At 41.5% G+C, this 16440-nt stretch carries 15 protein-coding genes; 1 reads left to right on the plus strand and 14 read right to left on the minus strand.

Translation table 11 applies throughout. From position 1 onward, the window contains the following. Nucleotides 1–264: 264 nt before the first annotated feature. The 5 genes from priA to DMB45_RS14380 all read right to left on the minus strand — a co-directional run bounded on the left by priA (nucleotide 265) and on the right by DMB45_RS14380 (nucleotide 6370). Complete coding sequence (priA, locus tag DMB45_RS14360) at nucleotides 265–2709, minus strand: replication restart helicase PriA (RefSeq protein ID WP_041504516.1); 2445 nt, start codon at nucleotides 2707–2709, stop codon at nucleotides 265–267. Nucleotides 2710–2888: 179 nt separating this feature from the next. Continuing rightward, nucleotides 2889–3869 carry a 6-phosphofructokinase gene (gene pfkA, locus DMB45_RS14365; RefSeq protein ID WP_041504709.1) on the minus strand — a complete coding sequence of 327 codons (981 nt, stop codon included), beginning with the start codon at nucleotides 3867–3869 and terminating at the stop codon, nucleotides 2889–2891. Between the two features lie 45 nt (nucleotides 3870–3914). Next, the gene (locus DMB45_RS14370) at nucleotides 3915–4763 is read right to left on the minus strand and encodes a 4-hydroxy-3-methylbut-2-enyl diphosphate reductase (RefSeq protein ID WP_041504518.1); all 849 of its coding nucleotides are present in this window, start codon (nucleotides 4761–4763) and stop codon (nucleotides 3915–3917) included. After that, a complete protein-coding gene (cmk, locus tag DMB45_RS14375) occupies nucleotides 4747–5448 on the minus strand; it encodes a (d)CMP kinase (RefSeq protein ID WP_041504519.1) in 702 nt (233 codons plus the stop codon). The genes DMB45_RS14370 and cmk overlap by 17 nt, the downstream gene beginning before the upstream one ends. 91 nt (nucleotides 5449–5539) lie before the next feature. After that, the gene (locus DMB45_RS14380) at nucleotides 5540–6370 is read right to left on the minus strand and encodes a hypothetical protein (RefSeq protein ID WP_041504520.1); all 831 of its coding nucleotides are present in this window, start codon (nucleotides 6368–6370) and stop codon (nucleotides 5540–5542) included. Nucleotides 6371–6658: 288 nt separating this feature from the next. Between DMB45_RS14380 and DMB45_RS14385 the strand changes: the two genes are divergently transcribed. Next, nucleotides 6659–8902, plus strand: coding sequence for a DUF748 domain-containing protein (locus DMB45_RS14385; protein WP_041504521.1), 2244 nt, complete (start codon nucleotides 6659–6661; stop codon nucleotides 8900–8902). A 66-nt stretch (nucleotides 8903–8968) separates the two neighbouring features. Here DMB45_RS14385 and DMB45_RS14390 read toward each other — a convergent pair whose 3' ends face one another. The 9 genes from DMB45_RS14390 to DMB45_RS14430 all read right to left on the minus strand — a co-directional run. Further along, a complete protein-coding gene (locus DMB45_RS14390; protein ID WP_041504522.1) occupies nucleotides 8969–9382 on the minus strand; it encodes a YybH family protein in 414 nt (137 codons plus the stop codon). 15 nt (nucleotides 9383–9397) lie between these two features. Further along, nucleotides 9398–9844: a hypothetical protein gene (locus DMB45_RS14395; RefSeq protein WP_041504523.1), complete on the minus strand. Its 447-nt coding sequence runs from the start codon at nucleotides 9842–9844 to the stop codon at nucleotides 9398–9400. 419 nt (nucleotides 9845–10263) lie between these two features. After that, nucleotides 10264–11100, minus strand: coding sequence for an arsenite methyltransferase (locus DMB45_RS14400; protein ID WP_041504524.1), 837 nt, complete (start codon nucleotides 11098–11100; stop codon nucleotides 10264–10266). A 57-nt stretch (nucleotides 11101–11157) separates the two neighbouring features. Beyond that, nucleotides 11158–11478: an ArsR/SmtB family transcription factor gene (locus DMB45_RS14405; RefSeq protein ID WP_041504525.1), complete on the minus strand. Its 321-nt coding sequence runs from the start codon at nucleotides 11476–11478 to the stop codon at nucleotides 11158–11160. A 390-nt stretch (nucleotides 11479–11868) separates the two neighbouring features. Further along, on the minus strand, nucleotides 11869–13008 hold the full coding sequence (locus DMB45_RS14410; RefSeq protein ID WP_041504713.1) for an AAA family ATPase: 1140 nt from the start codon (nucleotides 13006–13008) through the stop codon (nucleotides 11869–11871). A 407-nt stretch (nucleotides 13009–13415) separates the two neighbouring features. Next, nucleotides 13416–14075, minus strand: coding sequence for a hypothetical protein (locus DMB45_RS14415; RefSeq protein ID WP_041504527.1), 660 nt, complete (start codon nucleotides 14073–14075; stop codon nucleotides 13416–13418). A gap of 1 nt (nucleotide 14076) precedes the next feature. Continuing rightward, a complete protein-coding gene (locus tag DMB45_RS14420) occupies nucleotides 14077–15267 on the minus strand; it encodes an RHS repeat domain-containing protein (protein WP_235375113.1) in 1191 nt (396 codons plus the stop codon). Between the two features lie 97 nt (nucleotides 15268–15364). Beyond that, nucleotides 15365–16024: a hypothetical protein gene (locus DMB45_RS14425; protein WP_041504529.1), complete on the minus strand. Its 660-nt coding sequence runs from the start codon at nucleotides 16022–16024 to the stop codon at nucleotides 15365–15367. Next, nucleotides 16021–16440, minus strand: a 420-nt coding sequence (locus DMB45_RS14430) for a hypothetical protein (RefSeq protein ID WP_237143315.1), incomplete at its 5' end; no start/stop codon positions are given. The genes DMB45_RS14425 and DMB45_RS14430, both read right to left, overlap by 4 nt.

Genomic DNA, 16440 nt, shown 5'->3' on the forward strand with positions numbered 1-16440 from the left:
TTTTCCCAAAAAAATAGTAACCTCTTCCAAAATTTCCCGATAACCGACGTTTGCTATTTTATCCGATCCTTTCGTTTCCCTTGACGGACCAATTTAAGGCGACTGGTTACGAACATAAAAGTGCAAAAATGAATATTAACACACGTAAAAAAAAGATTAGTCGCCCCTATGCTCCCGATCCGCACCAAAGCACGCGACAAAGCAGGAATAATATAAACCGTCAACCCGAGAATCAACTTCCATTTCCTTGCCAAATCCGACGGATCACATGGGATCCACATCAAAATACACCTTCAACGTCCGGTAATTATTAAGAGTAAGCAGTTCGACGATCGCCCCTTTCAGAAAAGATTTCAGTTTGGATAAGGATAAAGCGGGTTCTGCCTTTATTAACAACTGAATCCGTTGCATTTCCCGAATACGCGAAACTTCAGGAACGGCAGGTCCATACACGCGTCCAGCCAATCTCGACCTCAACCGTTCCGCCAACTCGTTAGCGGCACGACGAAGTAGAAGCTCATCCTTATGACGCAACTCCAATTGTATCAAACGGCCAAAAGGAGGATACCCGAAAAATTCCCGCTCCCGGGCTAAGGCTTCATAAAAAAGAGAAAAACTCCCCCGCGCCACCCATTGGTAAACCCGGTTATCCGGATCCGAAAGCTGTATGACAACTTTTCCCCGCTCTCCTTTCCGCCCGCTTCGCCCGCTGACCTGCGTCAACATAGCGTAAGTACGCTCCTCGGCACGAAAATCAGGGTATCCTATCAAACTATCCGCATCCATCACTCCGACCAACTTCACCCGCTCGAAATCGAGTCCCTTGGAAACCATCTGCGTTCCGATTAAGATATCGAAATCCCCCGCTTCAAAACGATCGATCAACATCTTGTACTTCGTCTTGCTGTTCATCGCCTCCAAATCCATCCTGGCCACCCGGGCCCCGGGGAAAAGCTCCGACACCTCCTCTTCGATACGTTCCGTTCCGGGAGTTCGCTGAATATAACGTCCCTGTCCGCACTCCTCGCATAAAGACGGAACGGGACGAAGACTTCCGCAATAATGACAACTCAGGGTACTCCTGTATTTATAATAGGTCATACTTACGTCGCAACGCTTACAACGGGGAATCGCACCGCAACGGTCACACTGCAAATAAGTAGAATAACCTCTTCGATTCTGCAATAAGATAACCTGCATCCCTTTTTCCAATACCCGTTTTACCTCTTCGTACAATACCGGAGTAAAAGCACCTTTCATCAACTTTTTCCGACGAAATTCCTTCATATCGGCAAAAACCAACTCCGGCATTTTCACGTCTCCGTACCTGATATTCATCTGGATCAAATCGTACTTTCCACTCATCGCGTTCCCGTAACTTTCGAAAGAGGGTGTCGCTGATCCCAAAACGATTTTAGCCCCGAACATCTTTCCCAACATAATCGCCGCATCCCTCCCGTTATACCTGGGTGAAGGCTCTTTTTGCTTATAAGAACTCTCGTGCTCTTCATCTACAATGACTAAGCCTAACTTCTGAAAAGGCAAGAAAACAGAAGAACGCACCCCCAACACGAGTCGATACGGAGCATCTCCGTTTTGTTTTTTCCACATCTCTACCCGGGCCCTGTCGGACATACCCGAATGATAGATCCCGACCTGATTACCGAAAGCTTTTTGTAATCTCCTCACGATCTGTACGGTCAACGCAATTTCCGGCAACAGGTACAACACCTGTTTGCCTTGAGCCAATACTTCCCGTATCAAATGAATATATACTTCGGTTTTGCCGGAAGATGTCACCCCCTGCAACAAAACACAATCTTTCTTTTTAAAAGAATCCCGGATTTGCATTAAAGCGAGTTCCTGGGTATCCGAAAGCCTGTTAACCTCCCTTTCACCCCGTTCATCCTCGTCATGCCAAGGGACTTCTACCGAATTTATTTTCAATATTTCCCGGTCGCATAAAGACTTTAAGGCTACCGCAGAGTTCCCGATCAAACGGGAAAAATCTTCTTTAATGATAAAATCCACACCCTGTACCTCGCAATAATCAATCCATTTGCACAACATACGGTATTGTACCGGGGCCCTCTTTAAGGTATCTAACAAACGGGATAACTCCTCCTCTTCAAATCGATGCGCCCAACAAACCCTTTTTTCCCGTTTGGGTTTAAAAAGATCATCAACTTTCTCCTTTATCGTAACCACCCCCTGATCTAACAGACTCTTTACAATATTAACCGCCTGACTACTCTTTAAGCACTTTTCAATCTCCGTGACGGAAAGAAACTCTCCCGGACGCAGCAGATTCAATACTTTTTTTTCGGCATCGCTAAATATCTTATCTTCAATATCCGTCTCCGTCAACCTCACACAGGTATGACTCTCCAAACGCATGGCAACAGGAAAGGCAGCCCGAATGACATCTCCCGCAGGAGCCATGTAATATTCACTCATCCACAATAAAAACTTCAAATGCTTTTCCGAAAGAATAAATCCCGCCTCCATCACCCGATCTATAGGCTTTACGGTAATCCCTTCCGGCTTTTGAGTATGTAAAGCGTACACGACGCCCGTGTACCGCTTCTTCCCGGCAAAGGAAATAGCAACAAGTCCCCCTTTCGTTACCGCATGCTCCCATTCTTCCGGTACCGAATACGTAAAAAAGCCCTCTACTCCCAAAGGAACAATAACATCCGCGTAAACCAAGCTAAAACTTCAAGTTTATATTTACGATTATATCAAACGCTCTAATTGTAAATTGAACGCCGTTTTTTAAGTTACCATCCACCATCGTCAATCTTTCTAATCCCTCAATCACGTAATCACCCTAATCACGTAATCTCTCAATCCCCCGATCCTTTAATCCGTCAATCTAAAATCTGCAATTAAATCGACAGTATTTCCAAAAGCCCCAACAGATTATGATTTAACGGTTTGGAATTTTTTATCGCCTTATTGAAAGGTACGTGCACGACCTCTTTATTCATGATCCCTACCATAATACTCATCTGGTCGTCCATTAAAGCATCTACGGCCGCGACTCCTAACGTACTGGCCGTTACCCGGTCAAAGGCAGAAGGAGAACCACCTCGTTGAATATGCCCTAAAACCGTTACCCGTACATCATAATCCGGATGTTTCTCAGATATCTTTTCCGCAATCGTGTACGCCCCTCCTGATTTCTCACCCTCAGCCACGATCACGATGCCGCTGGATTTATGTGGCTTATAGTCGTGTTCCAAATACTGATTCAACGCATCCAAATCCGTCTTGATCTCCGGGACAAGAACGGCCTCCGCTCCCGTAGCCACAGCCGAGCGCAAGGCAATAAATCCCGCATCGCGTCCCATGACCTCGATAAAAAACAAACGGTTATGCGCACTTGCCGTATCCCTGATCTTGTCGACAGCTTCCACCACCGTATTCACCGCCGTATCGTAACCGATCGTATAATCCGTGCCGTAAAGATCATTATCGATCGTTCCGGGTATCCCCACAATAGGCACATCATGTTCCTGTATCATCTCGCGAGCCCCGGAAAAAGTTCCGTCACCCCCGATAACTACCAGGGCATCTATACCATGCTTTTTCAAACACTCGTAAGCCTGAGTCCGTCCTTCCGGTGTCCGGAAAGCTTCGCTCCTCGCCGTTTTCAATATCGTCCCCCCCCGTTGTATAATATTACTCACGTCATGAGATTGCAAACGTCTCACATTACCCGAAATTAATCCTTCATATCCGTCATAAATACCATAAGCTTCACAACCATTAAAAATAGCAGCTCTTACAACCGCACGAATAGCGGCATTCATTCCCGGCGCATCACCTCCTGAGGTTAAAACACCTATTTTTTTTATTCTTCCCATAGTAATCTCCTGATAAACGTTATTGTTTAAAACGGTCTTATATAATTAAAAAGGGTCTGTTTCCAACCGATGTAAAATAGCCTCCATAACCCAATGAGGTGTCGAGGTCGCTCCCGTAATACCTACACTTCGAGCATCCCGGATCATCTCTTCACGGATATCATCCTCTCCCTGAACAAAATAAGTACGGGGATTCACGTCCCGACAAACCGCAAAAAGTTGTCTGCCGTTCGAACTTTTTTCCCCGCTCACAAAAAGGATCACATCATGACGAGCCGCAAACTCCTTTAATTGAGGAATACGATTCGCCACCTTCCGGCAAATCGTATCATTTACGGTTACCGAATTCCTGGCCCTGGCTTTAACCCTCTCCACCATACTCCGAAAACCGTCTAAACTTTTGGTCGTTTGAGAAAACAATATAACCGGACGGGAAAAATCAATATTTTCGATATCCGTTTCATCTTCCACGACCACGGCCTCCCCGTTCGTTTGAGCGACCAAACCGTTTACCTCAGCATGTCCCCGTTTCCCGTATATAACAACCTGAGCCTCCTTTTCCGTTAAAAAAGCCTTGCGAATCTTTTGCTGCAAATTCAACACGACAGGGCAAGATGCATCTATGATCTCCACGTGATTCTGCTCCGCCATCCGGTAAGAACTGGGCGGCTCTCCGTGAGCACGGAACAATACCCGGCAATTCTTCAAACGGGCAAAAACCTCATGATCGATCGTATACAACCCCAACTTTCTCAGTCGTTCTACCTCCAGGCTGTTATGTACGATATCCCCGATACAGTATAGAGGACCGCGCGTCAACTCCTCCTCTGCCTTTTCGATAGCATTGACGACACCAAAACAAAAACCAGAGTTCTCATCAATCTCGACCTTCATATTTTGATTTTATCACTTTCAACATCTCCGACACTTCCTCCTCGATAGACATCTTCCCGTTATCAATAACGATAGCATCCGGTGTCCTCCTCAACGGACTGACCTCCCGGTTTTCATCGATATAATCTCGTTTACGAACATTCTCTTCAACCTCTTCATAAGTCACCTTTTCCCCCTTCTCCACCAACTCTTTGTAACGGCGCTGAGCCCGTATTTCCGGAGCAGCCGTCATAAAGAACTTAACTTCCGCATGAGGAAACACGACACTTCCTATATCCCGCCCGTCCATCACGACACCCCCTTCTTCGGCCATCTCCCGTTGCTTACGTACCAGTACCTCTCTCACATAAGGAATCGCCGCGATCAAACTGACAGAATCGGATACATCCATCCGACGGATCGCATCCTCCACGTAAACCCCGTTCAAATAAGATTCGTATCGATTTTTCTCCCGGTTGTATTTAAATCCAAAAACAATCCTTTGCAACTCCTCTTTCAATCGCTTGTCATCCACTCCGTCCACCGACAGCATACCCTCGGATATCGCCCTGTAGGTTACCATTCGATACATCGCTCCCGTATCGATATAGGTATACCCCAAACGTGCCGCTAAAATCTTGGAAACCGTACTTTTACCGGTGGATGAATAACCGTCAACAGCAATAATCAAACCTTTCTTTTCCATTCTTTTACTCTTCTGTTCAATTGCGAAGATATAAAAAAAGAGGATAACCACCGCGATTACCCTCCGTTATATTTTTATTACGAATCAAAGACTATCTTACTACTTGCATCAATTTACGAGCCTTCTCCTGAAAGTTCTGATTTTTCGATTTTTCAGCGATAGCATTGGCCAAACGAGCGTATTTCTCAGCAACATCCTTAAATCCACACTTTTGAGATATCAAGGCGTAATTGTATATAGCATCGAAATCCTTAGCAGACTCTACGGTCTTACCCGCCCATAACTGTATTACCTTTAACCTGGAAACATCATTCATGATCTCTAACGCTCCATCCGTGATCTCTTTGATCATTTTGCGATTCTCCGGAAAATAACGGAAAAGCTTCCGGGCTTTATAAAAATAATCTTCCGATTTACGCTCCGAACGTAATTCCCGGATATAAAAATAATCAGCAACCACATCGTAATGTTCGTATCCGGATTTTTTCAACGATTCCAAATAATTCCGGTATTGAATCTTATCCTTATCGTAAAAACGCTCCAGATGCCCTACTAATACGTTATCCAACTTCTGGAAAACATCATCTTTAGAATAAGACTGTATAAATTTAAGTTGGTTTTTGAACAAATATTTTATCTGCGGCGCATCGACATCATCCACGAAATCCCGAATAATAGACCAGTTATACTCTTTCAAGTAATCCGTCTCGCTCTGAGTCTTAAAATAGCGCTCTACCACATCACTATTCGGCTTACCTTGATTTTTTAATTCTTTCAATAATTGAATCGTATTTTGTGCATCTGCCGGATTTGCTTCAAATTTTCGTACCAACTCATCCAATGCCACCATCTCTTTCTCATGGGCTTCAACTTCTACCAAATTGAATAATAACATCCCAACAACTAAAATAATTTTCAACATAGTATCATCAATTTTAATCTTCTGCTTATATAACACCAAAGGGTAGCAAAAGGGTGACTCTAAAATCTATTTTAACTTAATTTTTAACAGGATTTAATCATTTAAGTAACAAAATCGAACTAAATCACTCTTTTTAATAAAAAATTGAAACTATGGAATCCTCTATAGTATATACCAAAAACTCAAGCAAGAATTAGACTTAAAACCACTGCCGAAAGGATCCATTTTGCATTTTTTTGATAATTTCGCAATTGGATTTATGACGATTTATAGATAAAAATTAAAATCATGAAGAAGATCACTAAGATTATTATTATCACATTGGTTATTTTTTTTAGTCTGATAATTATCGGTATTTTAATAGCCCCGCCTATCGCTAAAAACTACATTAATAAACACGGGAAAGAATTAATCGGCCGCAAAGTAACGATAGAAAAACTCTATGCCAATCTTTTCACGGGTTATAACAGGATTTGCGGTTTTACCTTGTATGAAACAAACGATTCCGATACCTTTATCTCGTTCGACACGTTAGTAGTAGATCTCTCCTTGTATCGTTTAATCGTTAACGAACTAAGAATAAACGAGATATCACTTATAAATCCGAAAGTAAACCTTTGGCAAAAAGGCGAGACATTCAACTTCACCGATCTGTTGAAAAAACATTCGACGGATACGCTCACAGCTCCGGAAGATACGACTTCAAATACCTCCTCCCTGGCAATAGCCATCTACAATATTAATCTCGCGGGAGGACATATACGATACAAAGATCTGATCCGCAACTCCCTATGGGATATGGAAGATATGAACCTGCGTATTCCGGGAGTCTATTTCAGCGGACAAAATACAGATGTAGGCATTAATTTAAATTTCAGTAACGGAGGTTCATTACAGACTCAAACCCAATATAATCTGACGGACGGAGAGTATCTGGTTCATTTGAATTTAAACAATTTCGCCATCGACAATCTCCAAGCTTACCTGGCGGATTACGTGAAGATCGGTCGATTGAACGGCTCGCTCTCCGCCGATTTGGAAATCGCGGGAAACACGAACCACATCATGGACATCTCGATAAAAGGGCTTACCTCTTTACGAGAATTACATATCACTGATGAAAAAGCACAAAAAATAGTCTCTATCGACTCTGTCGGTCTGGATATAGAAGAGATCAATCCCGGAACAGCTAAGTTCCGTTTCAACGCGTTAGCCATCCATAAATTCAGCTCCTCGTTCGAACTCTACTCCGACCACAATAACTACACGGCATTTCTCAAAGAAGAATCGGGAACGCCAGCGGATACCGTGCCCGAAACACCGACCGCCGCACCGGACACGACCGCTATCCCCATGGATTTACGTTTGGGAAAATTAGCCGTAACCGAATCCGATTTCACGTTTAACGATCATACCCTGCACAAGCCGTTCTCTTTTCGCATGGACAAATTAAGTATCATTTCCGATACGTTGACTCTATCGGGCGTTAACCACATTCGCCTTCAAACGAAATTACCGGACGGTGGATCAGCCTATATCAACTGGAAAGGTAAACTGGACGACATCAGCAACCTGGATCTGACGTTAGCTATCAAAAACCTGAACCTGATCGAATTTACCCCTTACTGCTTACAATATTTCGGTTACCCGATCCGAAAAGGGAACCTTGCGTTCACCAGCATAAACACGGTGAAGAAAAGCCAATTGGAAGGGCGTAACTCATTAGACGTATTCGCTTGCGAATTGGAAAACAAACAAAAAGGACTTAAAGTAGAGTATAACCTTCCTTTAAAAACGGCCCTCTACCTGATCAAAGACAAAAACGATAAAATCAACATGAATCTTCCGGTCAGCGGAAATATCTCCTCTCCCGAATTTTCATACCGTAAACTCATCTTTAAAACGCTGACAAACCTTCTGATCAAAGTAGCCGTGTCTCCCGTCTCTTTTTTAGCCAATTCATTAGGTTTCTCTCCCGACAAATTGAGTTCCATTCCCCTGACTGCCACCCAATGGGATTTCACATCCGAACAATATTCCACCTTCAATGCCTTAACGGAATTAATCAAGGCTAAACCGGACATGACGCTGACCCTGGAACAAGAGATCGACCGGGAAGCCGCTTACAACGAGATAGCCCTGTTCGATATCAAAAAAGATTACTATCTTTCACTACATTCCGAAAAAAGCGATACCACGCTACAAGCCATCGATTACGCTAAAATTATGGAAATCGAAACCAAAGACCCGAACTTCAACAGCTACCTGAACAGCAAGGTAGACCCAAGTATCTCCACCCTTTCCGTACAGGAAAAAACACGGTCCCTCCTGTCTGCGGCATTTGTGGAATCACAAATAAATCGTTTGATAGAATTACGCAACAGACAGACATTCAATTACCTGACAACCCAAGGCATCCCCGCCGACCACCTGAAAGTCACCACCTCTCAGGCGACCGATTATTCCGGCAAACACCAATACAAAATCAACCTCGTCCTGGAAGAAGACCAGCAAAGCGAAATCACCGAATAACCCTCGGGTATTTTCGGGGACGGTTTCAAAATACATTTTCGTGCTTGAAACCGTCCCCGAAAAACATCAATGGTTAGGCAAGACAAAAGACCAATGCGTGTGCACGATCCGCCATCGGTCGGATGAATCTGACTTATACACCTCTGTACAATGCATTCTAAACACCTGCCCATCCCCATGAGCCTCATAATCGTACGCTAAGACGGCAGTCTCCGAGGATAACAATATAACAGGCCGTATCATCTCATACAAATCTATTTTAACCTTCCCCCGGACACGATCATAATATTCCTCTAAGGCTTTCTTACCTTCAAGTTTATTTTCCAAAGCGGGATCGAAGTAAACGACATCATCGGATGACAACTCTATAAACCCATCCGGATCTCCATGATTCCATCGCTCTAAAGCCTGTTTCTCCAAGGATAATATCGTGACTCTAATCCCCTCCTCGTCCAATGATACATGTACATTTTCCTTCATAAAATCAACATCTGTTTATACCGTTTCCCGTCTAACCCGGATATAAACCCAATGGTAAGTAAACAAAAGCACGATAATGACGATAGAAATCGCAACGACATTATACCACTCTACGGTCAGATCGCTCCAAGCCATACCGCCTGAATGCCTATTACTCATATCTTTGGTAAGTCTTCCCAAACAAATGCCGTAAAAAATTCCCGTAAACCGGATAACCTGCAGCACGGCTTTATTAACATAACGACGCGTGAAAATCATAGCGACTCCGAGTAAAGTAGACGCGACAAACCCTATTTTAGTATAAAACAACTGTTTTCCCAAAACTTCACCGGTTTCCCCGGTCACGTAACATTGAATTACCATAAAAAGAGCGATTGCAAGCCCTACTAACGAGCACAACCAAACTCCTTTCAATAATAAAAGTCCGATCTGTTTTTTTGAATCTAAAATTTCTATTTTCATACTACAAATATTCATTTGTTATCACACATGTCCTCACAAACAACATTTATTTCAACAACTTCGTAAATATAATAATTTTTTTTAACTTACAATAAAATATAAAATCAGTCACCCATAGAGGATAACATTGAAAATCAGCGATACATCTATATACCCGGCTGAAACATATAAATCTATAAAATCATTCTCGGCATACGGTTATTGATAGGGTTCCAAAAACGTTTGGCTACTCTTCTTTGCGGCATCCCATGATTGACGTCCGCTTTTTCTATGCTGTTCTTTTTAAATATAAAAACACTATTGGACTATAGCGTATTTTCTATAGCCGTATGCGCTTTCACACTTTATAAAAAATAATCCGAATTCTTGCAAAACGAATTTGTAAGCTACTATGACAAGGTTTACGGGGTACTTATGATTTACTTACAACAACTATTCGACAAACAACAAGATTTTGGCTTTTCCGCGTAAACCGTGATACTGAAAATTACCGTCGGATTAGCTTTATATTCTGTAATCTCGTTATCACTCAAATAACGCTTAAGTATATCGTCAGGTACTATAATCGGTTTTTGTTTTTGAAGGATTACATTCGTGAATCCCGCCTCCGCGACATAACCGAGGTATTCCGTTTTATCGATGGCACTTGCAACACAACCGGCATACATTTCAGCCGCCGATTTGATCTTCTCCGGCAAATTACCCGTAAGAACGATATCGGATATGCTAAAATGCCCTCCGGGCTTTAATACTCTGTAAATATCGGCAAACACGGCACGTTTATCGGGTACGAGATTAAGAACGCAGTTACTGACAATAACATCGGCAACCTCATCCGATACCGGCATATTTTCGATATCCCCTTCCCGAAACTCGACATTGTTAAAACCTCGCGTTTCAGCGTTCTTTCTGGCTTTGGCAATCATGGCAGGAGTAAAATCAATACCGATTACCTTTCCGGTTTCCCCGGTTTCCGCTCTTGCAACAAAACAATCATTTCCGGCACCGCTCCCCAGATCTATCACGGTATCCCCTTTTCTAATTTTCGCGTATCGAGTAGGCAGACCACACCCCAACCCCAAGTCGGCATCCGGATTGTAACCATCGAGTTCATTGTACTCCTCACTCATAATACGATATACTTCCGTGGAGCATCCGCCGGAACCACAACAGGAGGATTGATTTGTCTCTTTATCTTGTAAGGCTATCTCACTGTATTTTTGCCTTACCATCTCTTTGATCTTATTTTTATCCATAAATTGTAATTATTTATCATTCGTAATATTGCGAACATTATATATAAAAAATATATGCTAACAGCATACATCTTTATTTTCCGGCAATTCTCTCAAGAAATTCTGGAACAGCTCGCGGGCCAAGTCCCAGGTTCTTCTATTTATACAGTATCTTACTTTGGGTGTTTCAATTTCCCCCTGAATCAGCCCGGCATCTTTCAACTCCTTGAGATGTTGTGATACGGTTGCTTTGGCAATGGGTAAAATCTCGTGAATATCACCGAAAAAACAGGTATCCTGACCTGCAAGAAAAGAAAGTATTGCTATACGGTGAGGATGTCCCATTGCTTTGGCAATCCGTGCTAATCTCTCCTGTTTACTCATTTCTGGCTTTTTCATACTTTTATATTGTTCGCAAATATACGAACAATATCTTATACAAAGAATCTATTTAGGAATAATTGAGAGAAACAAACAGCTTTTATCCAAGTTCCCCTTACACCAACACCCCTCTCCCTCCGGATTACTACACGATAAATTCAAACAAAAAATTAGTGATTTGCAGGGACGGTTCTTTTGGGGTGACAAAAATCACATCCAAGAACCATCATCAAGTTTTTTTAGATCACCAGCAAATCCACAAAAATTGTACATGTTAGTAAAGCGCAGCTCTCAATAACCCAACTTTAGCTCACACAAACATCTGACAATTAACTATATTAAAAAATATATACCCATATTCAAAGAACGAAAGCGGAGTACTCCCATGTTTGACGGTTATATCTCCGACTATAACCCACATGCAAAATATTGATTTTTAAGCCAGTAATAATACATCGGGTCTTGAAACGAAAGCTTATTCGCTTTATTGTCCAAAATATCTTTCTCTATAAGAGATTTTTTTGAACGAGTTACGTTACCGGACGACGTTAAGCGGTAATGAGCAATCACCTTGGCTGATGACAATGTTGTTTCTCCCGCAACCATTGCTTTTAAAAAGTTTATCTGATTATTGGTTAGCGACTCCGTAATCGTTACAAACAATAAACTTAATTGTTCGACGATAGTGATATGAGCCTCTTTTACAATCTCTTCCGTGCAAGAATCACTTGTCCTAAGCCATGCTTGTTGCGCAAGCTGTTGAACATAGTACGGGTGGTTGTCTGCTAAGCCGACAATCAGGCGTGCTTGTGTTTCGGTTATGATTTTACCTGTCTTTGAGAATTGTTCCGTGATGAATGCAACCCACGAAGGGGTGTCTATTTTTTCAAGAAACAGCAAATCACCAAACTTATAAAACGGCATTGACGAATTGGTAAATACATCGAGCATCATGTGTCGTTTACTTCCATAGAGGCAGTAAGAAACATATTGATGTTGCTGCCAATGCGAACGCAGTTTTTTCTGAAAGTAAAGCGGATCATTAAATTCGGCAATATTCTGGAATTCATCGACACATACAACTATACGAATTCCCTTGTCTATCGCAATTCGTTCAGCTAAATCTAAAATCTCATCTGGATTTTTTCTTATTTCATTCCAATCGAACTCAAGAGAGATTTCGTTTCGCGTATCACCGGCAAGAACAATTTTGGGAATAATTCGGGTGAAAAATTTTTTAACCGAATCAATAGACTCTTCCCATCTCGAAGAGGTGGTTTTCAGAATGTTCATAGCAAGGAGCTCGTAAAAATGCTCTTCATTGCGCACGTTAAAAAGGTCAATCTTACAAATCTTGAGTTTTTCATTTTGCGAAATTGCAATATCGGCAGCCTTGGCAACAAGAGAACTTTTCCCCCAACGTCTCGGAGAGATTATAATCGTATTGATGAGTGAATTAAAATTAGAGACCAGCAACGCGGTCTCTTTTTCCCTGTCGGTGAAATTTTCCGACTTGGCTATTCTTCCGAAAATAAATGGTGTATTCATTGTAAAATCCGTTTTATGAAACAAATATATGAAACAAATTTGTTTTAAACAAAAATGTTTCATAATAAAGCTACCTGCAAAATAGCATCGGAACCATCTTAAAAATCAATTCATTTCAAAGTAATTCCCGTATGATCAATAAGTACAAAAAATCTTCCAGCCGGATCAATAAACAAAATAGGGCTATTAGTACAATAATTATAAGAACTCGACGAGTAATATTTCTCGGCCATCGGATCGACACAGAACCATATCTGCCAAGTTAATATAGTGGGATGTCAACATGGTTCCGGTCTTTACCGCTACTAACAAATTTAAAACATTATATTCGAAATTAAAAATAAAACAAACGAGGGAATGCCCAAAAGACATTCCCCCGTAACTATATCCCTATTTTACAAATAAAATCACCAAATCGCTAACCAGTAAATAATATTTTTAGTGGTATCACTACTGATTGCGTAGCCCCGGGAATAACCGTTCTTCCACTCGGGAGGAAGACCTAACCCTTCCGTCAACCACTCTTTTTTGATATAGATCCCGGGCGAAGCATCCACCACGTAAATCGTGTATCCCTCCGGTAAACGATTGTTTAGTGGATCACGATCAATGCGAGAAGTTCCAAAAAGATAATTATGTTCATAAAAATTAGGTACCGGTATATAGCCTTTACTGTTCGACCAAGGATAATTTTTTTCAAATTCCCGATAACGTTCCAAAGTGCTCTCCCCGAGTCTACCGACAATCAGCAAATTACTATCTTGTGAAGAATAAGCAATCTTAAATTTACTATTGGCTAATGCTCGGGCAAGAGAATCCGAGTAAGGAACCTCCAATACCATGCCGTTAAACCGATAATATTCAAAAGAATGTAACGCGTAACCTTTAATTCTTGCAGGTAAAGAATTAACATAAGATGGAAATATAGATACAAGCGAACTGTCAAACATTGAAGATGTTTTTAAATAATTCATATTAAACTCTCTTCTTACTCGTTCCGCTACATCGTATTTACATCCTCCCAATATTATTAATAATAAGAAAATTACCCCAATTGTAGTTTTCATCTTAATCCTGTTTTTTATAATTTACAATTTCATCTCTATAATCAAATTCATTACCAAATTTTGAGCTAAATTGTACTAAATTCCAAAATCCTGCCCACGACGCTTCAATTACCACGGGATGAGAATAACGTATAGAACTTACTCGACTTGTAACGAATAGCCAACTTTTAAATTCAGGAGGAGTAATATAAGCTAATCCCTTATAACCAAAAACTGATTTATTCTTAGGAATATATGTTGCCTTCTCCACGAGGATATCACTTTTTCCGTAAATAAAGTCAGCCATACGCCCTTTTCCCTTATCTACATACATGGTATAACTAGTTTTATCTTCCACGTATTGGGTCATCGCGTACTTGTACCCCAAATCATCCATCACCTCCAGGGCATTATTCCTGTCGAAATAAGCGGTTGGCAAGCCAACTTTCCGCCATTCCCCTATACCTGAAATAAAAAAATCTTTTGTTGAAATTCCTTTCTTTGATATCTTGTTGGAATATTTATTTAAAATATTCCTGTCCGGGGTTCCGAACATTCCGTTTTCACCCAACCAACTCCAGGAATCTCCAAGCTTCGATTCGTCTCCTTTTTTCATAAATGGATCGTAATACAAGCTACCATCGGCATCAACAAACCAATCCAAGGCCTGTCCATCAGGATCAATAAACAAAATCGGACTATTCGCGCAATAATTATAAGAACTCAACGAGTAATACTTTTCGGCCATCGGGTCGACACTGAACCAACGTCCCAGCTCGGCGTCGTACATCCGGGCACCGTAGTCGAGGTAATCGAGGTTGCCCGTGGTTTGATCTTCCTTGCCGTTGTATTTCAGACGGTTGGCGGGATCCACGTTACCGCCCGACTGGCTGTATCTCGTGCCGAAGGGGTAGTAGTCGTTTCGCTCCTTCACGGTTCCCGTCTGGTCAACGACACTCCTGACGCTACCGAGGTGATCCGTCAGGAAGTAACGAATATCGGTACCGACACGGCTACCCGCCGCGACCAACACCCGGCCGCTCGACGTGGTCGCACCTTCTAACTGTATCCCGGCACTGTTTTTAACGTATGTCAAAGAACCCAAGTAATAGAACCCGTTACCGCTCGCGTCCGCTACCCTTAACTTCGTCCCGTCGGCCAGGTAAGTGTAGGTGGCTGTCAAAACGGTCCCGGACTTTACCGCCGATAACAAATTTAAAACATTATATTCAAAATTCAAATAAAACAACAAACGAGGGAATGCCCAAAAGACATTCCCCCGTAACTATATCCCTATTTTACAAATAAAATCACCAAATCGCTAACCAGTAAATAATATTTTTAGTGGTATCACTACTGATTGCATAGCCCCGGGAATAACCGTTCTTCCACTCGGGAGGAAGACCTAAACCTTCCGTCAACCACTCTTTTTTGATATAGATCCCGGGCGAGGCGTCTACCACGTAAATCGTGTATCCCTCCGGTAAACGATTGTTTAGTGGATCTGTAATACCCGGATGAGTTCCAATAGGATAGTTATGTTCATAAAAATTAGGTACCGGTATATAGTCTTTACTTTTCGACCAAGAATAATTTTTTCCAAATTCCCGATATCGTTCCAAAGTGCTCTCCCCGAGTCTACCGACAATCAGCAAATTACTATCTTGTGAAGAATAAGCGATCTTAAATTTACTATTGGCTAATGCTCGGGCAAGAGAATCCGAGTAAGAAACCTCCAAAATCATTCCGTTAAACCTATAATATTCATATGAACCCAAAGTATATCCTCTAATTCTTGAATATGAAGAATGAACATAGAAAGGAAATATGGTTACAAGCGAACTGTCAAACATTGAACGAATTTTTAGATACTCTTTATTAAATTCTTTGTTTACCCGTTCTGCAGTGTCGTATTTACATCCTCCCAATATTATTATCAATAATAAAGTCGTTCTAATTATACTTTTCATTTTAATCGTGTTTTTTCATACATTATATTTTCATTCATGTAGTCAAATTCCTTACCAAATTTATTACCTCCTTGTACTAAACTCCAAAAGTTAGCCCAAAATGTATTGATTCCTACTGGATGGGAATAACGAATAAAACTTGTTCTCGTTAAAGTTAACATCTGAACTCCAACCTCTGGAGCTACAAGGTGTTTTAGTCCTTGATAAAAAAGCACAGATTTATTTTTAGGAAAATACGTTGCTTTTTCTACAAAAATATTCCGTTCTCCATAAATAAAATCAGCTATATGTCCCTTTCCCTTATCCATAGACATTGTATAACTACTTTTCCTTTCTATATATTGGGTCATCGCGTACTTGTACCCCAAATCATCCATCACCTCCAGGGCATTATTCCTGTCGAAATAAGCGGTTGG

Origin of the sequence: Sanguibacteroides justesenii, from assembly GCF_003204205.1 — a bacterium.
GTDB classification, from domain to species: domain Bacteria; phylum Bacteroidota; class Bacteroidia; order Bacteroidales; family Marinifilaceae; genus Gabonibacter; species Gabonibacter massiliensis.